Below are 24,135 nucleotides of genomic sequence, written 5' to 3'. Positions count from 1 at the left end.
TTAGGAGTTGGATATGTTTGTAGTTATTTCAGTGGGTTTATCGATTGCAGTGCTTGCTGCACTGTTTCACTTTTCAAAAAAGAGACAAACAGCGCTATCACATAGGTTTGAAACCTTGGTTCTGCTCAGAGAGTTATTGTTGTTATCACGCAAACATCGCGCGGCAACGCATTATGCTCTGGCCTATAAATTGTCTAGCGACTCGATTCGTAAAGTGAATAAGATTTACGACAACATACTTGAGGTGTCTGAACTACTTCAATCCCATGTGTCGTTCGATAGCCGTCCTATGTATCGCATCTACCACCTCAAGCTCATCGCCATGCACAGCGACTGGCAAAACCGCAGCTTGGTGCGCAACCAATCAATTCATGGCAAAACGATTCGTCACAGCATGTTCTTAATGGATGAAGTAATGATCATTTGGTTGATTCAGTCTGAACGAGAAGACATGAGCCGTGAGTACCACATGAACTGGCAACAGATCTTAGACTGCATGGATATTCTGACCAAGTTACGAATGTCTATCCCTGGAATAGAAAAGGCAGATATGGAGAAGCCAGAGGAGTATTTGAGATTCAAATTCTACGCCTCTCAAACACACAGAAAGCTCAACCAATTATCGATTATCTGCCCTATCAGTAGTGGGTCACCGGTTTGTACACGAGCGATGCATGCACTTACAGAGATCGCATCAAGCAACGAAGCGACCCAACCGGCAGATAGCATGTACGAGTTAACCAGTGATATCTCTAGCGTCGTGTCCCAAGTCTATGACCAAGTATTATCCGACATTACTAGAAGCTTGTATCAGCCTTTACCAGACACCAATGAAAAGGTGATAAATACACGATTATCCGTACATCATTACATTTAAAGACTTCGTGAGAGGAGAGCGTGCTGGAACTCTGAATTATTGAGTTCAAATCCGATATCACCTTTGATATCGGATTTTTGTATTTATATGTTTATGTCTTGTGTACTTGTGTACTTAAGATATATGACCTCAAACATCCCCAGACTTAATATCGCTAGACCAAGCTTCTGCTGCAAAATCAATGAACTGACGAACAATAGGAAGCTGATAACTGCGAGATAGATACACCGCCCAAAGTACGCTACTCGGTGAAACAAAATCATCCAAAACTCGTTTCAATTTACCATCCGCAATCAATGGATTCGCTAAATCACAAGGTAAGCGAACTATCCCTTTTCCATGCTGCGCGGCGCGAGTTAATACCCCAACATCGTTAGCCTTAATGGTGCCAGACACCTCAACCGAATAGTGCTGGTTATCCTTAACGAAATCCCACTTAGAAACACTCAAATGGCGAAAGCAGTTATGCTGTCGAAGTGCTTCGACCGTTTCAGGTTCTCCGTGCTTGTCTAGGTAGACTTGAGAGGCACACACCACTGAATCAATTTCCATTAGCTTTCGAGCAATCAAGCTATCGTCAGGTTGGTCAGTATAGCGAAGGGCAATATCGATTCTTTCATCTACCAGCTGCGCAAAACGGTCTGAGGCAAACAACTCGACCGTGATATTAGGATGACGCTCAGTAAACTGTTCAACCACATCCAACAACATGTTTTGAGTTAAACCAATCGGCGCTGCAATTCGAATTACCCCTGAAAGATCGTCAGTTTGATTGAGTGAAGTGACTTCTAGCTCTGCAGTTTCATGGAGTATCTTCTCGCAACGTTGCAGCGCAATCTCTCCTGCCGCGGTCAAACTTACCTTACGAGTGGTTCTGTGCAGTAGCCTTTGTTTTAGCCACCCTTCGATCTCTTGAACATGACGTGAAACCTGTAATCGGCTCATGTCCAAATGCTCAGCTGCTTGAGTGAAACTGGCACAATTTGCGACTTCAACAAAGCTACGCATTGCCGTCAACCTATCCATCACGCTCTCCTTGAACTACTTGCTAGCTAATCAAATCTTATTAGATCACCATATAGATACAATCTACATCATTTTACGATATTTATCGCAACCTAGTGAGCTATTAGACTGCAATGGCTGTCGGGAAAACGACTCAATAAATTAGATAATTGGAGAGACATTATGAAAATTGCAGTATTAGGCGCATCAGGTTGGATTGGTAATCACATTGCTCAAGAAGCTCAATCTCGTGGTCACGACGTGGTTGCTGTCGTAAGAGATGCAAGCCGTGTAGAAATGAACAATGTTGAGGTTCGTTCATTTGATTTACAAGATGAAACCGCAAATCTAGCAAGCGCACTATCCGGCGTTGATGCAGTAATCACTTCGATTGGCGGACGTGCTTTGGGTAATCACGACATCGTAAAAAGCACAGCAACTAAGCTGCTTGAGACACTGCCAAGCATTGGTATCGAGCGCCTACTTTGGGTTGGCGGTGCAGGTTCATTAGAAGTGGCGCCAAACGTACCGTTAGTGACCGTTCCGGACTTCCCAGCAGATTACAAAAACGAAGCACTAGCACAGGGTGAAGCTCTTGAAGTGTTCAAGCAATCGAACAGCGAGGTTAACTGGACGTTCATTAGCCCAGCGGCAGAAATTTTCCCGGGCGATAAGCTATCAACCTACCGCACAGGTGGTGATCAACTGCTCACCGACGAAGATGGCAACAGCAAAATATCAGTCAGCGACTACGCTATCGCGATGATTGATGAGCTCGAAGCTGGTAAGTTCCCACGTCAACGTATTGGTGTCGCTTACTAATCAATTCATATGTAAAAACTAAAAAAGCCGCTTGTTCACAACAATGCGGCTTTCTCATCTTTATATTGAGCATTCCTTTAATCCAACGGCAAGTGACCCGTTTTCACTAGGATAACCGTCTCTTCTTCCACATAAGGGAAATGCTCGCTCATATGAGGGCTACGCATCCAAGTATGTTTTGGATACTCGCCATGTTCATCTTTAAAAGTGCCTGACAACACAAAGATCTCTTCACCACCAAAATGACGGTGTGGCTGAAAGCGCTCACCAATGGGCCATTTCACCAAGGCCACATTTTCGTGCTCAAAACCATGCAGCGGCATCACTTGTAAGCCACCGATGCCCGGCAGCCATTCCGTTTCTAGAGTATTGATACGAACTTGAGTTAAGTCTCTCGCATCAAACTGATTAAGCTTCACCAAGATCGTGCAGCCATCTTTGCTTGATGGAGAATGCCCACTGCCCGGGGGATTACGGATATAAGTGCCCGCAGGGAAATCTCCAGTTTCATCTGAGAACACTCCCTCTAATACGAATATCTCTTCGCCTTGCGGATGCGGGTGCTCAGAAAACGAAGATTCAGGATCGTACTTCACAACACTGGTCGTGTGGCCCGATTCTTTCTCTTCTCTTTCGAGCGGCTTACGCCAAACCCCTTTGGCAGGGCTTGCAATCCAATCTAATGACTCGGTTTCAATAACCAGCTTTTTTGAAAAGTCCATGTTGAACATAATGGCGACCTTACTCTTGTTATCGTTTTAATTATTCTTATTATCTTTCTAGCTTTTATTCTACGCGAATACTCATCAAGGAGGCCATCTCGCTGCTATTTTTCCTACGCGACAGCCACCTAAAAGAATCCTAATTAATTGCGGCCAGCGATCACACCGCCATCAACATCCCAGATCGCACCCGTTACCCAATCAGCACTGTCTGACAGTAAGAAAGAGATACTATTTGCGATGTCTTTCGGCGAACCTACTCGACCAATAGGGTGGAACGCATTAAAGCCTTCTAGCGCTTGATCCACTTCTTCCGGTTTAATGAAAGATTCGTAAATCGGCGTTTTAACCACAGCTGGAGACACCGCATTCACACGAATGTTATGTTCAGCCAGTTCCATTGCCATATGCTGTGTTAATGCGTGCAAGCCAGCTTTAGCCATTGAATAGGCAGAAGATGGCGTCGCTTTGATTGCTTGCTTACCCCACATAGAGCCAACGTTAACCACACTGCCACCGCCGTTCTTGATCATCAATTTACTTATCGCTTGAGTAATGAAGAAGGTTGCTTTATTGAGCTGCATGTATTGCTCGTAATCAGATTCTTGATGCTCGATAAACGCTTTAGGGTTGAAGTAGCCCGCCGCATTAACAAGGTAACCAATACCCTCTTCAAGCGACTCTAGATGCGCAATGAGATTAGCCACACTCGCATCATCATAAAGGTTAGCTTGCCAGCCTGAAGCGTGACCTAACGATTGCAGTTCTGACACCGCTTTATCTAACTTAGTTGGGTTATTGCCGACAACCAATACATGGATGTTTTGAGCGACTAACTGCTTAGCTGTTTCAAAGCCCATACCACTTGTGCCACCGATTACGACTGCAATACCATTTTTAGTGAAGTTCATTTTGTTATCTCCTAAGTCATGTGAACGTGGTAATCTTAGGCTTTGAACTAACACTATGAATAGTAAGTACAAATCGGTTAGGTAGGTACTTATTGGTACATCTTTATGAAAAATCAGGAAAACTTTTTTTCAAGAAAATCAGCACCAGAGCGCTCAGCTCGCATGGTAGAAACCATCTATGGCTGTAAATGGTCGCTAACGGTTTACCAATTATTGGCAAATGGCATTAATCGCCCCGGTGAAATGGTGCGCTCAGTCGAAGGGCTATCGACCAAGGTGTTGAATGAATGTTTGAAGCGAAATGTAGAATTCGGGATTTTAGATAAGCAAATGTTCAACGAACTGCCACCAAGAGTTGAGTACCAAGTGACACCGTTCGGTGAGAAGTTCTTGTTGATTCTAGACCAGCTGGAAAACCTACAAAACGAAATCGACGAGATGTAAGTTCGAGCCAGTCCAACTATTGCCAAAAAACAGCAGACAGAAAAAGGAAGGCAACAAGCAGCACTTAGCTCACTGGCATTTGCTCAAAGCGACCTTTTACAAAATCAATGAAGGTTCGAATTCGGCTTGGTTGATAGCGGTCTCGATGGTAGATCGCTGAAAAGTCCACTTTCGGCACCACCCACTCATCAAACACTTGCACTAGTTGTCCGTCATTGAGTTCTTGTAAGCAATAGATGGTGGGAACTCGAATAATCCCGTTGCCCGACTTCGCGCCCTGTACCAACACTCGTCCATTCTTACATTGCAGCCTGCCCGTCACATGCACATCGACTGTTTTCTTGGTATCGTCCAACGCTTGAAAACTCCACTTGCGCACCGATCCCGTTAAGCAGTCATGGTGGATTAGATCTTTAGGATGATTTGGCTTCCCTTTACGAGCGAAATACTCAGAACTCGCGAGTGTTCCCATCTCAATGTCTAAAAGCTTTCTTGCGATAAAGCCCGCGTCTTCTAAGCTTCCCATTCGAAAGGCAATATCAAACGCATCTTCAATCAAATCAACTCGGTTACTACTAAAATCAAGGCTAATACTGATGTCTGGGTAGAGCTGCATAAACTCATTCACCAAATCCGCGATGATCACCTCACCAAGATAACCGCCAACACAGTTTACTTTTATGTCGCCACGTACTTCTTCGACATCATCCACAGCAGCAATCAGAGCTTGGTCTATATTATCTAAGGCTTGTTCACATCTCGCGTACAGATCTTGCCCTGCATGCGTCAGTCTTAAGGTTCGAGTAGTACGAATAAACAGAGTCACACCCATCTGTTTTTCTAAGCTACCCACTTGACGTGACACGTGGGAGCGCGACACATCAAGTTCCTCCGCTGCTTTGGTAAAGTTACCTAAACGAGCGATAAGCACGAAAGAACGAATATCAGACAGGTTAATTTGATTGAGCATAGTCGCCAGCTTACTAATGAAGTTATGGGATAGACGCTTTTATTGTTGCATCACAGCAATAGTGTTTCAAGTAAAGCGCTATATATCAACAATGCTATTTTCCTTAATATACCTCCATCGCAACGAAGCAAGGCAACAAGCACTTGATTCGAATGCACTTAAACAATACGTCGTAGCCAACCGACGCAATAAAAGTACAGAGGAAATAAAATGAAAAAACTAATCGTAATTACAGGTGCAAGCTCTGGTATTGGTGAAGCAATCGCTCGTCGTCTAAGCGATGAAGGCCACCCTCTGTTACTTTTAGCTCGTCGTGTTGACCGCCTTGAAGCGCTTAACCTACCAAACTCTCTATCTGTGAAAGTAGACGTAACAGACAAAGCGTCTTTTGATGCAGCAATCGCACAAGGTGAAGAGAAATTTGGCCCTGTAGATGCGCTTATCAACAACGCTGGTGCAATGCTTCTTGGTCAAATCGATACTCAAGATGCTCAAGAGTGGAAGACAATGTTCGACGTGAACGTGATTGGTCTTCTAAACGGCATGCAGTCTGTACTTGCTCCGATGATGGAACGCAACACGGGTACTATCATCAACATCAGCTCTATCGCGGGTAAGAAAACATTCCCAAGCCACGCAGCTTACTGTGGTACTAAATTCGCGGTACACGCTATCTCTGAAAATGTTCGTGAAGAAGTGGCGGCTTCAAACGTTCGTGTTACCACTATCGCACCGGGTGCTGTAGAAACTGAACTTCTGTCTCACACAACATCTCAAGAAATCAAAGACGGTTACGACTCTTGGAAAGAAGGCATGGGCGGCGTATTGGCAGCTGACGATATCGCTCGCGCTGTATCATTCGCTTACCAACAACCACAGAACGTATGTATCCGTGAGATTGCTCTAGCACCAACTAAGCAACAGCCATAGAAGTTAATTATCACGCATACCTTTGTGATGCATAAATAGAAAGCGCCACTACTTATTCAGTAATGGCGCTTTTGTTTTTATTGAGTCTAGCTACAAGCAGTAACCGTGATTAAAATTCAACGCGGTAAACTGACGTGCTGCCACTCACTTCGTTGCCAACCGCAATAAAGTGGTTGCCAGAACGAGTGAAATACTTGATTGACTCTGGGCCTAGGTCACCCGCTTTCGAGTTGTACGTATCGTTGTCGCAATCACCATCTTCATCAACCTTGGTGCACACTGGTTGTGTAAAATCGCGGTTGTTTAGATAGCTGATGAAACTTGCACTCTTAGGCTGCGTTACGTCGTAAACCATGATGCCACCTTGGCGCTCAAGTCCAATAAAGGCATACTGCTTGCCATTGATCTCAGCCACTTCAATGGCTTCAGGCTCAACCCCTTTATCATCACTGCGATCATCACCACTTTGGTTGTTATCGTTGGTGCTGTTGAAGTTTGCAGGATCTTGCTCAAGAACGATTCGAGCAAAATCATCACCGCTATCAAACACTAGCTCACCTGACTCATTCCAGATAGAGAAAGAGCGACTACCAAATGCTTGAACCTTTTGGTCGGCGGCAAGTGTCCCTTGTGGCTTAATCACCTTAAGGCGAGCCAATTGATTATTGTCTTTGAGTGCGCCTGCCAATGGGTGGTTAGCATCAACGTCTAACTTCTTGCCGCGCACTTCATCGACATAAGCGATACAAAAGTCTTTTTCTGTTGTGTAGTTTTCAGTGCCTTTATAGTCATCACCATCCCACTCAAAACCTTTCTCGTCACACATTTCTTGTGTGGTCTTGATGCCATACTCACGGCCGTCACCTTCATTCGCCGTCACGATGTAAGTGTTGCCATCAACACTGTAACTGGTAATGCTATCTGGCATATAAAGGCCTTCTAGCATTGCGTAACTTTGTAGGTTACCGATGTTTTTGTCTTTGTTTGACGCATCCAACTGAGTGGTATCCCAAGGTTTGCCGCCTAGTCCCAGAATCGCATCCACTTCTGCACTCGCCACGTCAATCGCTGCTAATGCATTATTCTCTTGAAGGGCTACGTAGAGTTTTCCGTTATCAGCAAACGTCAGATATTCAGGTTCTAGATCTTGAGCAACGGTTGCATTAGGCGCCGAGATTCGAACCTTGTCGGTTAGCTCTGCATGGCGAGACTGCCCTTGATTGAATGCCTTAAAATCAATTTGAGTCACTTTCGCGTGCAGAGGACCGTTGGTTAAATCAACCAGTGTGACTGAGCCTTCAGGATCAATGCTGTAATCCGAATTCGGCTCGCCTTCGTTTGCTGATGCTATGTAACGGCCGTCTTTCGAAAAGCTCACCATGTCTGGCAATGCACCAGCAGTGTAAGTGGTGATCAGCTCTAGTGTGTCTGAGCGATACAGCGCAATAATGCCGTTTTGTTGTTTGTCGGCGTTTTCAATCGCGACCGCAACCAGGCCTTGATGAGTAGACACACTGTTTGCTGCACCGATATCAATACCAGAAGCTGCGGCTGCTGATTGAAGATCGATAGAGCCTTCAGATGTTGGGGCGCTGTCAGCGTCCATCGATAGCACATCAACTTTCTGTGCTTGAGCGTTTACCACATAAAGCTTATCGGTACATGAATCGTAGCTGACGATTTCGGCTGCAGAAGTATCAAACGGGGCGTCAGCAATAGCACGACCAACCAGACTAATCCCGGTCACAGCAGCATCTGTTTTGTTCGGTTGTTGGATGGATTGGCATTGAAGGCTAAAAGCATCAAGCGATGTTTGAGATGATGCTGCAGTCGTTGAAGTTGACTGAGAGCATCCAGCCAGAGCAGAGCTTACCGCGATAGGCAGTAATAAAGTCAGCTTATTAAATTTACGATTCATATATCCTCCATAATTAGAACCGCGATCATAGAGGGCTGTTATGACAGTTATCTTTCTCTTTTATTAACAATAAATGACGACAATCAGTTTGCTTTACCCATAACAACAGTAAGTTAGATTAAGTAATTCATTAACAAGCAAGCAAAAAAAAGCGCCCAAACTGGCTGGTGCTTGAGCGCCTTTAGTAAACTGAATAGGGAGATTAGAAGTTGTAACCACCACCAATCATGAATACCCATGGGTCAATATCAACGTCTGTAGAGTAATCAGTACCGCCCAAATTATATTTAGCCGTCGTATCAATATCTATATACCAAACTGACGCATTCAAGAACCAATCGTCGTTGATCATGTAATCCATACCGATGTTAGCCGCCAAGCCCCAAGAGTCATCAAGTGATACATCGCTCAATCCATCGATCTTCGAACCTTCGTCAAAGAATACCGTGTAGTTTATGCCGCCGCCTACATAAGGACGGAAGTCACTCTCTGCGGTGCCAAAGTAATACTGAACCATAAACGTTGGTGGTAAATGTTTGGTATCAGCTATTTCACCAAGACCAGTCGCAGAAATATTGTGAGAAAATGGGGTTGCAGCTAATACTTCAAAGCTGATGTTATCTGTAAACATATAACCAAATGTTAAGCCAAGCTGTGTATTCGAATCTAAAGAGAACTTAGTGCTTGAACTACCAGCAACAGGGCCACTGCTTTCGTTTGGAGATACCGTTGCTGCACCTGCACGGATGATGAAATCACCTTCTTTATGAGCAAGAACATTGGTTGACATAAGAGCCGCAATAACCGCAATACCACATACTGTTTTTTTCATTATAATTTCCTTTTGAGGGCTTAATTCTTTATTGGTGAATGAGTAATCATTTCTTATTTTGCGTGCAAGGTAGCATAGAATAACCCTACTTTATTGATGGAAATCAATTTGTGAAAAGTTGTGATTGTTTATGTAAATTTATATCGACCTGATCACTTTATTCCTTCATTTTATTGACAGTTTTGTAATGCAACTTTTCCGTGCGTCATTTTGTTAAGAACAACCCCTCCACTTTGAACCGATCTCTTTGGATCAAAATAGAGCAAGCCAATATCCCGTACGCATCAATTTGGTGCATTCCCACAATAATCACCCTCTCCTCGTTTAATATTCAATGAGTTACATTTGGCTTAGTGCTTGCAAGTCTCTGTTCATAATCATAAATACATTGAGGTTCTGACTATGCAAGACACTCTAACAATCGTTCTGGCCGGCGGTGTTGGCTCTCGGCTTTCTCCCCTCACCGATAACCGTGCAAAACCTGCGGTACCCTTTGGTGGCAAATATCGAATAATCGATTTCACACTCGCGAACTGCCTACATTCTGGGCTTCGCCAAATTTTGGTGCTGACTCAGTACAAGTCGCACTCTTTGCAAAAACATTTAAGGGATGGTTGGTCAGTGCTTAACCCCGAGCTCGGCGAATACATCACCAATGTTCCCCCACAAATGCGAACGGGTGATAGCTGGTACAGCGGGACGGCTGATGCGATTTATCAAAACTTGTATTTACTGTCTCGCAGTGAAGCTAAACATGTGGTGGTGTTGTCTGGCGACCATATCTATCGCATGGATTACGCCCCAATGCTCAAGCAACACAAGCAGAATGAAGCCGATTTAACGGTAGCGTGCATGGAGGTTTCGATTGATGAAGCCAAAGAATTTGGTGTGATGGAGATAGACGAAACTCTGCAGATCAATAACTTTACCGAGAAGCCTCGTTACCCTGCGTGCGTACCCGGTAGGCCCACTCGAAGCATGGCTTCAATGGGGATTTACATCTTTGATAAGGAAGTACTGACACTGGCATTATTGGCAGACGCAGAAGATCCAGACTCAAGCCACGATTTTGGTAAAGACATTATTCCCAAGTTGGTCGGCAACAACAGCGTTTACGCACATAAGTTTGGTGATGAAGAAGGACGCGTAACACAAGATGCTTACTGGAGAGATGTGGGTACAATCGACTCATATTACCAATCGAATATGGACTTGTTGAAACCAGCCTCGCCTATTGATTTATACCAACCGGATTGGGCGATTCGCACCTATGATCCGCAACTTCCGCCAGCACGAACCATCGCTTCGGTAGAAGGAAACCAAGGGATATTCATCAACTCGATGATCGCGAATGGGGTGGTGATTGAAGGTGGTTCAGCGCAAAACTCTATCTTCTTCCCTAAGGTAAAAGTCAGCAATGCCGCGATTGTGATTGATAGTATTCTGTTTGAGGACGTTGAGATTGGGCGACACTGCCATATTCAGAACTGCATCATCGATAAGAACGTTAAGGTGCCAGATGGAACCCAGATCGGTGTCGATAGCCTTGCTGATGCGAAACGCTTCCACATATCAAAACAAGGCGTGATTGTGGTGCCGTCTTCTTACGAGTTTAATGAGTCTTAACTCTAATACTGGTCACTCAATATTCTTCAGTAACAACCCCTTTACCTACAAAAAAGCGCCCCATAAAAACAGGGCGCTTTCCTAAATTGAATCGAACTACTTAGGTGCTAATTCGTAGTTTTCTTGCATCTCATGTGGGGCAATCCCGTACTCATAATCCGCTAAGTAACCATCCTTATAAACCTTCATCCCCTTCTCATCCCAGCTCACTTTGATCATCGCCGTGTTGCCATCTTCACTACCTAACAGCTCAAGCATTTCTGCATCAATCTTAATGGCTTTGATAGTTTTAATGCGCTTAAACGGCTCAAATTCAGTGGTCGAGGTTGGCAATGAACCATAGCTGCTGATCCACGTCTCTTTTGGTACTAGCCATTGGTTGAAAACATCATCAACAATCGCTTTCGGCATGCTTGCGATAACCACATCGCCCGTCATTACGTTGTTTGTCTCTAAGCTGTAACCGTCCTTACCGTCTGAAACATAAGTAGGGAAATCAATGCCAATCTCAGACTCTGCTGGTAAACGACCTAGAGTGACTGACTTCTTAACGTACAGTTCCGCAGTTTCAAATTGCTGCATGATCTCAGGGATCTTCTGAAATTCAACAGGGGCTGCAAAGGCATTAAAAGCAAAAGAAAGGGAAGCTGCAATTGCAGCGAATTTAACAGGCATTTTCATGATAACGGATCCAAATAGAATATAGCTGTTAGAGTATCCCGTACTAGACCGTATCTCAATCAGTCATTGTTCTTTATATCAGTAATTGTGATAACGAGGTAAAGATTGGAATTTGTGGGGAATAACAGGCGATTTATAAATTTAAGACTAGAATAAGTCATTGAGGTGCAGCTTGATTAAGGCGATAAAATCTAAGTGAGCGAAGTCAACTGGAGCAATATTTCGAGAATGAGGTTTTTTTAAACACGTTTGAAATTCACGAAACATAATATGCGATCAGTTCATCGGACTTTCAAGGGAGTAACAAGAGAATATTTGATAACACTGAAGTGAATCACACATGTGCTAATTCTCAGTTGGTTAATCTATGCGATGTTTGCTACGTTTAAATGACACAGTCATTGGAAAGGTATGATTTATGAAAATAAATGTTCAAACACATCATGTATCAATTAACGACGAGTCACGCAAAGACATCGAAGGTAAATTCGAGAAGATATCTAACCATTTCCCATCACTGATTAGCTGCGACATCATCATTACTAAAGAACACGGTCAACATCAGGTTGAAGTATTCACAAACTACGAAGGTGTACGAGTAACAGCAAAATCTACAGACGATGTTATGTACCCAGCTATCGCTGCAGCGCTTAAGAAACTTGAAGCAGGCCTAAGTAACCGTAAGGGACAGTTGAAATCGGATCTACACGAGAAGCCAACCAGCACGAAGCCAGAAATCGCTTCAGATATCATCCAAGAGATGAAGTTGGTATAACTCCACAGTAGAAGCGCGCTAACGAATAGCAGCGCACAAGAATTGCAAAGCCAGCACATGTTGCTGGCTTTTTCGATCTTTAGACGGAGCAATCCTCTCGCTATCAAACCTCAGATTCGGCTCACACTCATGTCTTCTTTAAATCCCTTAAGTATCTGGTTGCTATAACAATCACGGATAGTATTTGGTAGAGTTATCCGAAATCTAGACCAAAACGGAATATTTGTTATGAAGAAAGTCACGTTGATACTTTTCCTAGCCACTCAGTTAATGGCTTGTACCGAAGTTGGCAGTGAAGCTTGGTGTGCGGATATGAAAGAGAAGCCTAAAGGTGACTGGACCGCTAATGAAGCCGGTGATTTTGCCAAGCATTGTATTTTCTAAAAAAGCACTCACCACTCCAACCAATTGTCTTTATAGATAAAAAAACGACCGCTAGGTAGACCGAAGTACCTAGGGTCGTTTGAGCTTCAAAATGCTAGATAAGCTCTGAACTTTCACACAACATATTGTCTATATGAGTTTATTACGGATTTGGATCACCACCGCTTCTGCAACGATAACCACTGCGAAGATACTCACTAATACCATCGAAACTTTTTGCCATTCAAAAAGGTTCTGCGCATCGTTTAGCACCACGCCAATACCACCAGCACCCACCAAACCCAGTACCGCAGATTCACGTACATTGATGTCCCAACGGAATAACACGATGGAATAGAACGCTGGCATCACTTGTGGCCAATAACCTTTAAGTAAAACGCTCATCCAAGAAGCGCCTGTCGCGCGTAAAGCTTCAATAGGCCCCATGTTCACTTCGGCAATTGCTTCCGCTAACAGCTTCCCTACAAAGCCGATACTACGAATGGCAATCGCCATGATGCCTGCGAGAACACCGGGGCCAAAAAGTGCGATGAACAGCAATGCCCAAACCAATGAGTTCACAGAACGTGAAGACACGAGAAAGAATTGAGCAATCCAGTTCAAGGCTTTATTCGGAGTGATATTTGGCGCGTTCATCAGCGCCAAAGGGATAGCAAATACCAAGGTAAACAAGGTACCTAACGTCGCGATGTGCAGTGTCTCAATCATCGCTGCGTGAATCGACTCAGGATAGAACGCGTAGTCCATTGGTACCATTCGTTCGAACATGTCAGCAAACTGGGCTGGTGCGTCGTATAGAAACTCAGGAATCACTTCAACGGTTTGCCAAGACCAAACAATCGCACACACTAAGCTCAGGTAAACAGCAAATCGAGCCACGCGTTCGTTGGGTGTAAAGCGCTGCCACTCTCTATCGATAGATGCAGTTGTCATTAGAAGATTCTCCTAACAATATTGGAAAGAAATTCACCGACAAGAATCAGTGCGATGATGGTGATCAAAATAGCGGCAACGAAGTCGTAATCAAAACGTTGGAATGCCGAGAAAAGCGTACCGCCAAGACCACCCGCACCCACGATGCCAACCATGGTTGAGTTACGTAAGTTTGAGTCCAATTGGTAGCTTGCAAAGCCTATGAAACGAGTAAATACCTGAGGCATCACCGCGTACAGGATGACGCTGACAAAGCTCGCCCCCGTCGCTTTAATCGCTTCAACCGGTTTAAAAGAGATCTCTTCAATCGCTTCTGCAAACAACTTGGCGATGAAACCAATGGATGCAAATACCAAAGTCAGGATCCCCGCCAGAGCTCCAAAGCCCACCGCTTTCACAAATAGGATTGCGATGATCACTGGGTGGAAAGAACGACACAATGCGATAAAGCCACGAATTGGTGTCGATACAATCGAAGGCATCATGTTTCTTGCAGCAAGTAAGCCAATAAACAGTGAGATGACGATGCCGAAGAAACTCGAAATGATCGCTATCTGTAAGCTCTCCGCTAAGCCACTTAGCAGTAAATTAGTACGCGAAAAATCTGGCGGAAACATTCTTGATAGTAACCGCTCACTTTCACCAAAACCGATGACCAAACGATCAAAGGTCAGCCCTAACGTCGCAAAGCTGTAAAACAAGTAGCCAATGATTGCAGCGATAATGGCACGGTTAGTCCATGAGGTTTTGAACGGATTTTCGTACTTCGCTGGCGATGTGCTTGATGAAACGCTTGGCGACGAGCTTGGATTTAATCCAGCCATGACTCACCCCCATAAATGATTTTTAGGTCTTCTTCTGAAATACCTTCAGGGCTGCCATCGTAATGCACCTTGCCATTACACATGCCGATGATGCGCTTGGCATAACGCTTGGCCAAGTTCACATCATGGATATTCACCAACACGGGAATGTTTTTCTGTTCTGCGAATGTCTCCATCAACTCCATGATCTCAACCGCGGTTTTTGGGTCGAGTGATGACGTTGGTTCATCCGCCAATAAGATATATGGGTCTTGCATAACGGCGCGAGCGATACCGACACGCTGTCTTTGGCCACCTGACAAACTGTCGGCACGTTGGTTAGCAAAGTCTTGTAGGCCAACAAATTCAAGTAACTCGAACGCTTTTGCTAAATCTTGTGGAGAATAGTTACGACGCCACGCATTCCAAGCCGTCATGTAGCCTAAACGGCCACTCAACACGTTCTCGATAACCGTTAAACGTTCCACGAGGTTATATTCTTGAAACACCATGCCGATGTGTCGACGCTGTTTACGTAGCGCTTGGCCTTTTAATTGAGTCAGGTCTGCGCCATCAAAAATGATTTCGCCTTGGCTTGGATCGTTGAGGCGGTTGATACAGCGCAGAAGCGTACTTTTACCGGTACCAGATGGACCAATGATCGCGATGATGCCTGGCTCATCGATATCAATATTAATGCCTTTAAGGATTGGCTTGCCTGCCACATATTCGTGGAAAAGGTTGTTTATCTTTATTCCTTCATAGCTTGCTACGGCCATACTGCATTTCCTTGTGCGAATTTTAGAATGATCTATGCCCTACCCGCGAGGGCATAGATTTTTAGTTAAGGTAAGTATTTAAAGAACTAAGTCTTTCGAAAACTTAGTCTTCTAATAGAAAAAGAGTTAGCCGTTGTTTGCTTGTTTTGCTAGCTCAGCGGCTTTTTTCTTTGCACGTTTAGCCGCATCTTTTTCAGCTAACTTCTTAAGGCCAGTTTTGGTGTAAGCCGTACCTGTCGCATGAGCAATATCACGAATCACATCCCACTCTTCTTTGTAGCTGATTGGCGAGAAACGGTCGGCACCTTTGAATGATGCGCTCATCTCTGGTGTAAAGCGGTAGCTAAAGAAAGCTTCGTTGATCTTCTCAACCAGTTCTGGTTTTAGGTTGTAAGCATACCCAAATGCAGACGTTGGGAAGCGTGGGCTACGGTAGATGATCTTCAGTTCAGAATCGTCAACACGACCTGCTGCGACCATGCGGTCATAAACGTCCGATGCCACAGGTGCTGCGTCATAATCTCCATTGAAGACGCCTAGAATCGATTGGTCATGCTTACCTGAGTAAAGCACTTTGTAATCTTCATCTGGCACTAGGCCTTTCGCTGGGAATAACGCACGTGGAGCTAGGTTGCCAGAGTTGGAAGATGCAGAAGTGTGTGCAACCTTTTTACCTTTCAGATCAGACATTTTGTTAATGCCGCTGTCTTTACGCACAATTGTGATTAGGTTGTAGCCTTGAAAACCAGACTCATCGCCCTTCACCGCAATTGGAACGTAACCTGCTAAATTAACTGCGTAGCCTGTTGGGCCCGTAGAGAAACCTGCAACGTGCAGTCGACCAGAACGCATCGCTTCTACTTGCGCAGAGTTCGAGTGAACTGTGTAGTAAATCACTCGTTTACCCGTGATTTTACTTAGGTGAGCTTGGAAATCTGCAAACGCATCTTTGTATAACGCAGGGTCTTCTACCGGAGTGTAAGTAAACACAAGCGTACTTGGGTCATTCCACTCGTCTGGGTTCTTTGGTGAATCGGCGACCAAATCTTGGTTTTCATCACAGTATCGATCGTCTAACACACCACGACTAGAGCAGTCGCTTGCCATAGCCATTGAAGAAAGTAGTAATGAGCTAGCGATTAACAGTCCTTTAACACTGATTTTCATATTCAAACCTTACTTTTACTTATTGTTGAAAGTCACCTTCGCTATTGCAGCCTTTGTGCCACCTTTTAATTTATTTAATTTCAATAGCTTAAAGGAAGCCCTAAATTGGAAAATTACTTTTGTGTCATTACTGTCCAACCGAGAAGTCTCTATTTGGGTCATTTCTGTCCCACCAATTTCAGTGGTAAAAAAAGAGCCCGAAGGCTCTTTGGTTCACTGCTTTTTCTCTTATTATTCTTTGGCTAAGTGCTCTCTATACAAACGCTATAATTGCTATGTAAAGCGAGACCACAACAGCCTAAGCGTCGCTGTCCATGCAGTTAGCGTAGTAAGTTACCGTTGCAGGCCAATCGCTGAATACGCCCATAACACCGACATCTTGCGCCAGTACATCAAGCATTTTCATCATGTCGCCATCATTGTTGATACCATCTTTCACGCTTTGGTAATACCAACCGCCGCCTTGCGCTAGCGGGCCTGAACGCTCAAGTGTCCATGCAATAATCTCAAGATCAGCATCTTTTGCCAGTTTCGCGTAGTTAGACGCAACCAATTCGTTGTTCTCGCCTAGCTCAACCAAAGCAAACAGAGGTGGCGCGATGATATTCACACCCGCATCGTGCAGCTCTTTCATGTTCTCCACAGACGCAACAAAGTCCGCTTGCTCATAGACACGGTCGTCAAGGTAAACGGCTTGCTTGCCGAACTTAGGCGTCTCCTTAACCCAATACTTCACATCATCCAAGTTGAATGACTGCAGGTAAGCCTCCGAAGGCTCAAAGCCCGCCTCTTTCAGCTCATCCACCAGCTTCTGCGCGTACATCTCTTGGCTAAAGCCATTGAAAGGCATTTCTACCGCCGCTGATTTCAATTCAGGAGTCACCTTCACGCCGTGCTCTTTAAACAATGCCGCACTTTCGGCGTGTGTCATCAGTGTTCCACTTTGGCTGTAAAGGTCGGTTCTCCAACCAGGTGTGCCATTCATGTACTCTTCGACCGTGGTTGCTTTTGGGTTCGCACCATCCATTTTCCCTTTCAGGGTCTTAAACTCCGCTAGCGTGAAATCAGAAGTACGACACTCAACCTGTGCATCTTCGCCTGTCGCTGGGTTAGCTGGCGTGAACGGTGTTGAACACTTCTTAGCAAGATCGGGATGTGCTAAAACATCGGTTGTGGTGTGCAGATCACTTTGCGAGTGACGACATACCAACGCCTTATCTTTAGTGAAAGTCACATCGCACTCCACGACGCCCGCGCCCATTTGAATCGCTGCTAAGTAGGATTCCTTGGTGTGTTCAGGAAACTGCATCGCAGCTCCGCGATGTCCAATAGAAAAATCACTACGATGAAAAGGTCCTTCACTGCAACTCAACAGCTTGGTTTTCAAAGGGCTCTCATCCATATTGTTCACTAAAAAGAGGGGACGAGGACCTAAGTCGGCTGATTCTGCTGCGGCCCATGCCGTCATCGAGCTCACACCTAGTATCAGAGCAATCGAACCTTTCAGTATTTGCTTCATGTTTGTATCTCCTTGCAACAAGCAATTATTTTTCTAACTTCCTTTATTCGATCATTCGGTGTTGGATAGCTGTCATAGATAGATAGCTGTCATATATATTTTGACTCAGCACCGAATAACCTCATGTGAACGTATGCCACAATGTAGTGATTGCACGCATTGTGCCAAATGTTAAAGCCCTTTTATTACAATTACTTGAAACGGTTAACCATTCGACTAAAAGTTAAATGGGTCATTGTTGTCTTGTGCTTTTATTAAGCGAATGAATGAACCAATTAGGCCTTGAAGCTCTCTTTATCCAATTGGTGTTTCTTCATTTTTCGATAAAGTGTTTTGCGTGGCAGGTTCAGCTTGCTTGAGACCTCATTGATGTTGCCTGCGCTTTCAATAAGCGCCTCAGTCAGAACATTTCGTTCGTACTGCTCCATCTGTTTTTCAAAGGCAAAATCTTCTCCGGACGTTTCACAAATTGGTGATTGAAGATCGAAGCCATCACCAACAATACCAAGTACAAATCGGTCGGCGACATTACGCAGTTCGCGCACGTTACCCGGCCATTCGTGTCGACATAGCTGCTGTATTTGTTCGGGATAGATCGTTGATGGGCGTGTCTTGTATTTGTGGCTCGCTTGAATCACAAAATGACGGAACAACACCTGAATGTCCTCTTTGCGTTGACGCAATGCGGGAAGGTTTAAGCTAGCAATATTGAGGCGATAGAAGAGATCGGCTCTGAACTCACCCGTTTCACTCAAGCTCGCGAGATCAGCTTTGCTGGCAGCTACCACCACAATATCGACCGGAATTAGCTCGTTACCACCAACGCGCTCAATCACTCGTTCTTGAATGACGCGCAACAGTTTAATTTGCACCGCAATTGGCATACTTTCTATTTCATCAAGAAACAGAGTACCGCCATTGGCTTGTTCTATTTTGCCAATGCGCTTCTTGTTGGCATTGGTAAACGAGCCCGCTTCATGACCAAACAACTCACTTTCGATAATGCTTTCTGTCATGCCGCCACAGTTGATCGCGACAAAGGGCTTCGCCTTACGACGGCTAAATTGATGCAACGCGCGAGCAATGACTTCTTTGCCCGTTCCTGTTTCGCCGTTGATGATGGTATCAACACCAGTATGAGACAGCGCAAGCACTTGCTTACGTATCGTATCCATCGCTTTTGATTGGCCAATAACCACCGTTTCAATCGGTAACTCCGTTTCCTCATCGCCGCCTATAATTGCTGGGCAGTTGTGCTGAGATTGTGCCAACGCTAAATCGAGCTTCTCTACCAACTCACTCGCATTAAGTGGCTTTTCTAAAAAGTCGAACGCCCCTAGCTTAATTGCCTCTATCGCCATGGGAATATCGCCATGGCCACTCATCAACAATACAGGGACGTTAGCGGCTCTATGTTGAATTGAACTCAGCAACGTAAGCCCATCCACCTGTGGCATTCGTACATCACACAATACAACCGACGGGCTGTTTGCTTTGAGCGATTTAAGGCCAAGGTTAGGGTCGGTAAAAGTGGTGACACTAAACCCTTCTAGCTCCAACATTTCACTCACGGCTTCAACGACATCGATTTCATCATCGATAAGAACTATGTGTTTTTCTGCAGTCATGAGGCTATGCCTTTTGGTAGAGTGACGATAAAAGTACTGCCTTGGTGTTCAACTGATTCCACGTGAATCGAGCCGCCAAAGTCTTTTATGATGTTGTATGCGATAGACAAACCGAGCCCAAGCCCCTTACCTGTTGTCTTGCGGGTATAAAATGGGTCAAACAGATGCGGAATGTCCTCTTCAGGTATCCCTAACCCGTTGTCCATCACCAAAATCTGAATGGTATTCGAATGCCCTTGAGTAGAGATGCTGAGCTCTGGTTGCTCTCTGTGTTCGATGGCATCCAGAGCATTGCTGATCAAATTCACCAATACCTGTTCTAAGCGAATGCTGTTGGCTCGAACCATCTGGTCGCTTTGTGGTGAATACTGAATCGAGACCTTGCTCTGTCTGGTTTCAAACAGGTCAATCGCATCACCGACAACCTTATCCAATTCAACGTTATCAATCTTGCCATCACTCTTACGTGAGAAGGCCTTTAGGTGACGAGTAATCGCAGCCACTTTGTCTAACAAGATCTCGATCTTTTTTAGGTTCTCTTCTGCCCTGTCTGGCCTTTGCTTGCCTAACCAAAGCTGCGCGCTTCGAACGTGACTGTTTACTGCCGTCAGAGGTTGATTGATCTCGTGCGTGATCCCGACACTCAATTGCCCTAGCGCGGCCAATTTTCCGGCTTGGATTAGCTCGTCTTGGGTTACTCGTAGTTTGGCTTCGGCTAAGGTGCGCTCTTCAACCTCAGCCTCTAATTTTCGATTGGTTTGCTTAACGACTTTGGCCGTGGTCTGGAATACCTTTAGGTACTTGGCCATTTGCGTCACTTCGTCTTTTCCCCGAATAGAAACCTCGGTATCTAAATGGCCGGTAGAAATCGCGAACATGTTGTCTTTGAGCTGTAGAAGCCTTTCTAAAATACTCTTACGCACGTAGAACCACGAAATGGCAGCGGCAGCCAACACGCTAAACAAGGAAAGAAAAAGAGAGAGTTGCTGATTCGATTGTAAAGACAGCTGCGCTTGCTGAATCGATTGATCAATATTGCTATTCACCTTGCTGGTGTTGCTTTCGATCTGCACGGTTAATTGGTTCAAATGCTCGCGGCTGTTTTGCAGGAAGTATTGCTCTTGATAAAGATGATCGAGCGCTTTGTTTTTCATCCCATACAAGCTGCTATCACTTGAGGCAAGGTTATAAATCACCGTGAGTTGATGATCTAATTCAGGAAAATCACTTCTTAAATCACCACTGACCCAGAGCTTCCACCACTCTTCCCCTACCTGCTCTAGACGGTAGCTAGTGTAATCGAGCTCATTAAAGCTTGAGTCGTTATACAGCTTCTCTACTAAGCCTAATTGGTAATAAAGCAGAGATTTCAACTGAGTATATTGGATTTGATCTTTGGCTGACTCAGGCAAACTATCGAGTGAATCACTGGCTTGTTGCAATAGAGGATAAAAGCCTTCAAGCAAATTACGAAGTTCTTGATTGAGTTGTTCTGACTCAATCTCACTTTGATACAATAGACTCAGACTATTGTTAACTTGGGCGATAAGGTCTTTAAAATAGGCGTGATAATCAGGGAATTGAACCATAACGCTATTCATCACTGAAATGGCCTCTTCAATTTTAAGCATCGCCTGCTTACGTTCTATATTCGATTCAGCGTCACTGAGCTGAGATGAGGTCGTAATAATCACACGCACCATATCATTGAGGCGTGCAGCGTTATCTAAGGCGGGGATTTCACTCTCTTTTAATTCAACAAGGCGTTGGTTTAAATCGTCAAAGGTGAAGCTCGATACAACTGACAGAAAGATGGTGGTCATCGATAACATAGCCAATACCAACACCAAGCGCAGTTCAATGCCTTTCCAACCAAACCACTTACGACGCGGGATTTTGATCGAAAACGGGCGTTCAAAACTGTCTTTGTTTTCTATCACCTCGGAGACATGACTACTCACTCGCTCCACCTTCTCATCATAAAATCAACAGGATCCGTCAATGATTCAATCAGTTAGGTGGTTTACCTATTTAATCTTAGATCTAATAGCTTTAGTGAAACTATTAAACGAAGAGTAATCATTAACATTTCACATAAGATATCATAACAATTATTTTATAAAGCTTGAGCTGTCTGTTTTGCGATAATAGAAAGTGACCTCACCGACAGAAACGTGATTACTTTATCAATACCAGCCGAGTAAAGTGAATTCACCAGTCTCAATCAAGCAGTAAAACTCACGTAATATTAATCAGTTAAGGTTTATTGATACCAAAAAAATCGCACAAGCTTTCACTCGTGCGATTTCATTTATGGCATGCCCATCGACTAACCCGAAGCTTAACGATCTTAGAGAATGATCATCCCATCTCTATAAGTCAGTGCTGGCGAAACATCTTGCCCGAGCAACACAGGGCCATCGAGGTCGACAATCTCAGATTGAACCGCAATAGGTAATGCTGCACGCATCGCCAATGAGGTACCTAGCATACAACCCGACATCAGAGTAAAGCCGAGCCTTTGAGCTTCTTCAGCAAGTACCAAGGCTTCGGTCAAACCGCCCGTTTTATCGAGCTTGATGTTGACCATTTCATACTTGCCTAACAAAGGTGAAAGTTGTGAAGTGGTATGACAGCTTTCATCAGCACACAGTGGGATCGGGTGATTGATATGTGCCAGTGAGGCATCATGCTGCTGGGGTAACGGCTGTTCGATCATCGCGATATCAAACTCAGTAAGTTGATTGAACAACTCTTCGAGATTTAACCCTGTCCACGCTTCATTGGCATCCAGTACAATCTGAACATCCTGCGCCGCTTCTCGCACTGCACGAACACGCTCTACTACCTGCTCGCCATCAAGCTTCACTTTTAGAAGTTTCGCCCCATTTCCCACATAATCTCGAGCTTGTGTCGCCATCGCTTCCGGTGTGCCAATGGAGACTGTCATTGCAGTAACGATTTGATCAGGTAACTCAAACAAGCTATTTGGAAACGTCTGTTCGTTCTGCTGCGCTTCAAAATCCCAAAGCGCACAATCGACCGCATTTCGCGCTGCTCCTCCAGTCAATAAAGACTGAAGATGATCTCTTAGCTCTGCGGGATCGGTAACGCCTCGTTCAAACATAGCTTCAAGGGCACTAGACGCTTGTTGAATTTGCGCTAACACAGACTCCGATGACTCGCCGTATCGTGGGTAAGGCGTGCATTCGCCCTGAGCTTGTTTGCCACCATGTTCAATGTAAACACGAACAACGTGACACTCCGTTCGGCTGCCACGAGAGATGCGAAAAGGTGTTTGCATCGCGATAGTAATGGGTTCTGCTGTAATCTTCATAATTTCACTCGGTTGATGTTCGCTTTAACAAATGGAAACGTAGAAATGATGAAATCGTTAAAGTGAATGTCGCAAATGATCAGTAATGTGTTGTACACCAAAACGAACCGGGTCCGTCACTGGTACTTGATAAAGTGTGGTCCATTCTTGGCATAATGTCTCAGCGTCTTCAGTGCTAATCGCCGACGTGTTCAAACAAATGCCGACCAGTTTCACGTCTGGATTCGTCAACCGCGCGGCTTGCAAGTTAGCTTCAATGGTCTGTTCTATGCTTGGCAATCGCGCATGAGGAAGGTTGCGAATATGTGGTCGCCCGACTTCATGACACAACACCAAAGCATCAGCTTGTGCGCCATGCAACAACCCTAAACTCACGCCTGCAAAAGACGGATTGAACAACGAACCTTGGCCTTCAATGATGTCCCATTCGTGGTCAGTAAAATCGGGGCTAATCGCTTCAACCGCGCCGGAAATGAAATCCGCGACCACAGCATCAATCGAAATACCACAACCTTCAATCAAGATACCCGTCTGTCCTGTCGCTTTGAACTGAGCAGATGTTCCCGCTTGTTTAAGCGACTTTTCAATCGCCAATGCCGAGAACATTTTGCCTACTGAGCAATCTGTTCCGACAGTAAGCAAGCGCTTACCTTTACGAGGCTTGCCGTTACCAACCTTGAGAGCTCCATCAAAGTGTCGTACATCATGAAGCTTAGTCAATCCGTGTTGCTGCATGTCAGCAAGCGGTGAAAATTCACTCAGTCGTTGGTGCATGCCAGATGCAATCTCAAATCCCATTTCTGCAGCTGCCATTATGGTTGGCTGCCAAGAGTCAGGAATAACACCACCTGGGTTTGCCGTGCCAATCACTAGCGTTTTCGCGCCCCGTGCTTGCGCCTCTTGTAAGGTCATGTCCGTTAAGCCAAGTGAAACAGTATCGTCTGTTAAACGAAGCTGACCTAGGCAAATTTCTGGTCGCCATTGATGAATACCACGAGCTGTTTTTGCTGCAAGTGGGTCGGTAACATCCCCAAGAAAAAGAAGGTAAGGTTGAGCGATAGACATGAGCATT

General features: G+C 44.8%; 23 protein-coding genes. 7 read left to right on the top strand and 16 right to left on the bottom strand.

Annotated features, from left to right (window positions below):
* Positions 1 to 13: 13 nt before the first annotated feature.
* The gene (locus QWZ07_RS07085) at positions 14 to 877 is read left to right on the top strand and encodes a hypothetical protein (RefSeq protein WP_102353717.1); all 864 of its coding nucleotides are present in this window, start codon (positions 14 to 16) and stop codon (positions 875 to 877) included.
* A 129-nt stretch (positions 878 to 1,006) separates the two neighbouring features.
* On the opposite strand, the gene QWZ07_RS07080 is transcribed toward QWZ07_RS07085, so the two are convergent.
* Complete coding sequence (locus QWZ07_RS07080; protein WP_192854130.1) at positions 1,007 to 1,903, bottom strand: LysR family transcriptional regulator; 897 nt, start codon at positions 1,901 to 1,903, stop codon at positions 1,007 to 1,009.
* Between the two features lie 162 nt (positions 1,904 to 2,065).
* On the opposite strand from QWZ07_RS07080, the gene QWZ07_RS07075 reads away from it, so the two are divergent.
* Entirely contained in the window at positions 2,066 to 2,704 is a 639-nt protein-coding gene (locus QWZ07_RS07075) for an NAD(P)-dependent oxidoreductase (RefSeq protein ID WP_192854129.1), read from the top strand.
* A 77-nt stretch (positions 2,705 to 2,781) separates the two neighbouring features.
* On the opposite strand, the gene QWZ07_RS07070 is transcribed toward QWZ07_RS07075, so the two are convergent.
* Both QWZ07_RS07070 and QWZ07_RS07065 read right to left on the bottom strand, forming a co-directional pair.
* Positions 2,782 to 3,435, bottom strand: coding sequence for a cupin domain-containing protein (locus tag QWZ07_RS07070; RefSeq protein WP_192854128.1), 654 nt, complete (start codon positions 3,433 to 3,435; stop codon positions 2,782 to 2,784).
* Between the two features lie 134 nt (positions 3,436 to 3,569).
* Entirely contained in the window at positions 3,570 to 4,337 is a 768-nt protein-coding gene (locus QWZ07_RS07065; protein WP_192854127.1) for an SDR family NAD(P)-dependent oxidoreductase, read from the bottom strand.
* 105 nt (positions 4,338 to 4,442) lie between these two features.
* Between QWZ07_RS07065 and QWZ07_RS07060 the strand changes: the two genes are divergently transcribed.
* The gene (locus tag QWZ07_RS07060; RefSeq protein WP_004733017.1) at positions 4,443 to 4,781 is read left to right on the top strand and encodes a winged helix-turn-helix transcriptional regulator; all 339 of its coding nucleotides are present in this window, start codon (positions 4,443 to 4,445) and stop codon (positions 4,779 to 4,781) included.
* A gap of 64 nt (positions 4,782 to 4,845) precedes the next feature.
* Here QWZ07_RS07060 and QWZ07_RS07055 read toward each other — a convergent pair whose 3' ends face one another.
* A complete protein-coding gene (locus tag QWZ07_RS07055; RefSeq protein ID WP_192854126.1) occupies positions 4,846 to 5,751 on the bottom strand; it encodes a LysR family transcriptional regulator in 906 nt (301 codons plus the stop codon).
* A gap of 210 nt (positions 5,752 to 5,961) precedes the next feature.
* Between QWZ07_RS07055 and QWZ07_RS07050 the strand changes: the two genes are divergently transcribed.
* Positions 5,962 to 6,681, top strand: coding sequence for an SDR family oxidoreductase (locus QWZ07_RS07050; RefSeq protein WP_192854125.1), 720 nt, complete (start codon positions 5,962 to 5,964; stop codon positions 6,679 to 6,681).
* Between the two features lie 109 nt (positions 6,682 to 6,790).
* Here the strand turns inward: QWZ07_RS07050 and QWZ07_RS07045 are convergent, their stop codons facing one another.
* Together QWZ07_RS07045 and ompW are read right to left on the bottom strand one after the other, a co-directional pair.
* Entirely contained in the window at positions 6,791 to 8,599 is a 1,809-nt protein-coding gene (locus QWZ07_RS07045; protein WP_192854124.1) for a choice-of-anchor I family protein, read from the bottom strand.
* 202 nt (positions 8,600 to 8,801) lie between these two features.
* The gene (gene ompW / locus QWZ07_RS07040; RefSeq protein ID WP_048611623.1) at positions 8,802 to 9,431 is read right to left on the bottom strand and encodes an outer membrane protein OmpW; all 630 of its coding nucleotides are present in this window, start codon (positions 9,429 to 9,431) and stop codon (positions 8,802 to 8,804) included.
* Positions 9,432 to 9,833: 402 nt separating this feature from the next.
* On the opposite strand from ompW, the gene glgC reads away from it, so the two are divergent.
* Positions 9,834 to 11,057, top strand: coding sequence for a glucose-1-phosphate adenylyltransferase (gene glgC, locus QWZ07_RS07035; protein ID WP_192854123.1), 1,224 nt, complete (start codon positions 9,834 to 9,836; stop codon positions 11,055 to 11,057).
* 96 nt (positions 11,058 to 11,153) lie between these two features.
* Here glgC and QWZ07_RS07030 read toward each other — a convergent pair whose 3' ends face one another.
* Complete coding sequence (locus QWZ07_RS07030; protein ID WP_192854122.1) at positions 11,154 to 11,738, bottom strand: hypothetical protein; 585 nt, start codon at positions 11,736 to 11,738, stop codon at positions 11,154 to 11,156.
* A gap of 418 nt (positions 11,739 to 12,156) precedes the next feature.
* On the opposite strand from QWZ07_RS07030, the gene hpf reads away from it, so the two are divergent.
* Both hpf and QWZ07_RS07020 read left to right on the top strand, forming a co-directional pair.
* Entirely contained in the window at positions 12,157 to 12,513 is a 357-nt protein-coding gene (gene hpf, locus QWZ07_RS07025; protein ID WP_017106206.1) for a ribosome hibernation-promoting factor, HPF/YfiA family, read from the top strand.
* Positions 12,514 to 12,741: 228 nt separating this feature from the next.
* Positions 12,742 to 12,897 carry a DUF3012 domain-containing protein gene (locus tag QWZ07_RS07020; protein WP_192854121.1) on the top strand — a complete coding sequence of 52 codons (156 nt, stop codon included), beginning with the start codon at positions 12,742 to 12,744 and terminating at the stop codon, positions 12,895 to 12,897.
* A 129-nt stretch (positions 12,898 to 13,026) separates the two neighbouring features.
* On the opposite strand, the gene phnE (QWZ07_RS07015) is transcribed toward QWZ07_RS07020, so the two are convergent.
* The 9 genes from phnE (QWZ07_RS07015) to dgcN all read right to left on the bottom strand — a co-directional run bounded on the left by phnE (QWZ07_RS07015) (position 13,027) and on the right by dgcN (position 24,128).
* The gene (gene phnE, locus QWZ07_RS07015) at positions 13,027 to 13,830 is read right to left on the bottom strand and encodes a phosphonate ABC transporter, permease protein PhnE (protein ID WP_192854120.1); all 804 of its coding nucleotides are present in this window, start codon (positions 13,828 to 13,830) and stop codon (positions 13,027 to 13,029) included.
* Entirely contained in the window at positions 13,830 to 14,654 is an 825-nt protein-coding gene (gene phnE, locus QWZ07_RS07010; protein ID WP_192854119.1) for a phosphonate ABC transporter, permease protein PhnE, read from the bottom strand. The genes phnE (QWZ07_RS07015) and phnE (QWZ07_RS07010) overlap by 1 nt, the downstream gene beginning before the upstream one ends.
* A complete protein-coding gene (phnC, locus tag QWZ07_RS07005; protein ID WP_048663776.1) occupies positions 14,642 to 15,412 on the bottom strand; it encodes a phosphonate ABC transporter ATP-binding protein in 771 nt (256 codons plus the stop codon). The genes phnE (QWZ07_RS07010) and phnC overlap by 13 nt, the downstream gene beginning before the upstream one ends.
* 126 nt (positions 15,413 to 15,538) lie before the next feature.
* Positions 15,539 to 16,579, bottom strand: a complete 1,041-nt coding sequence (gene phnD, locus QWZ07_RS07000) for a phosphate/phosphite/phosphonate ABC transporter substrate-binding protein (protein WP_192854118.1) — start codon at positions 16,577 to 16,579, stop codon at positions 15,539 to 15,541.
* Positions 16,580 to 16,877: 298 nt separating this feature from the next.
* Positions 16,878 to 18,098 (bottom strand): glycerophosphodiester phosphodiesterase family protein, encoded by a 1,221-nt coding sequence (locus tag QWZ07_RS06995; RefSeq protein WP_192854117.1) that lies wholly within the window; start codon positions 18,096 to 18,098, stop codon positions 16,878 to 16,880.
* A 275-nt stretch (positions 18,099 to 18,373) separates the two neighbouring features.
* On the bottom strand, positions 18,374 to 19,726 hold the full coding sequence (locus tag QWZ07_RS06990) for a sigma-54-dependent transcriptional regulator (RefSeq protein ID WP_192854116.1): 1,353 nt from the start codon (positions 19,724 to 19,726) through the stop codon (positions 18,374 to 18,376).
* Entirely contained in the window at positions 19,723 to 21,696 is a 1,974-nt protein-coding gene (locus tag QWZ07_RS06985; RefSeq protein WP_192854115.1) for an ATP-binding protein, read from the bottom strand. Before QWZ07_RS06985 ends, QWZ07_RS06990 begins: the two co-directional genes overlap by 4 nt.
* 380 nt (positions 21,697 to 22,076) lie before the next feature.
* Positions 22,077 to 23,063, bottom strand: coding sequence for an N-acetyl-D-Glu racemase DgcA (dgcA, locus tag QWZ07_RS06980; protein ID WP_192854114.1), 987 nt, complete (start codon positions 23,061 to 23,063; stop codon positions 22,077 to 22,079).
* Between the two features lie 57 nt (positions 23,064 to 23,120).
* Positions 23,121 to 24,128 (bottom strand): N-acetyltransferase DgcN, encoded by a 1,008-nt coding sequence (gene dgcN, locus QWZ07_RS06975; RefSeq protein WP_192854113.1) that lies wholly within the window; start codon positions 24,126 to 24,128, stop codon positions 23,121 to 23,123.
* Positions 24,129 to 24,135: the final 7 nt, after the last annotated feature.

Source organism: Vibrio lentus (assembly GCF_030409755.1).
Taxonomy (GTDB): Bacteria; Pseudomonadota; Gammaproteobacteria; order Enterobacterales; family Vibrionaceae; genus Vibrio; species Vibrio lentus.
Note: the sequence above shows the minus strand (reverse complement) of the source record. Positions and strands in the feature narration are given on the sequence as shown.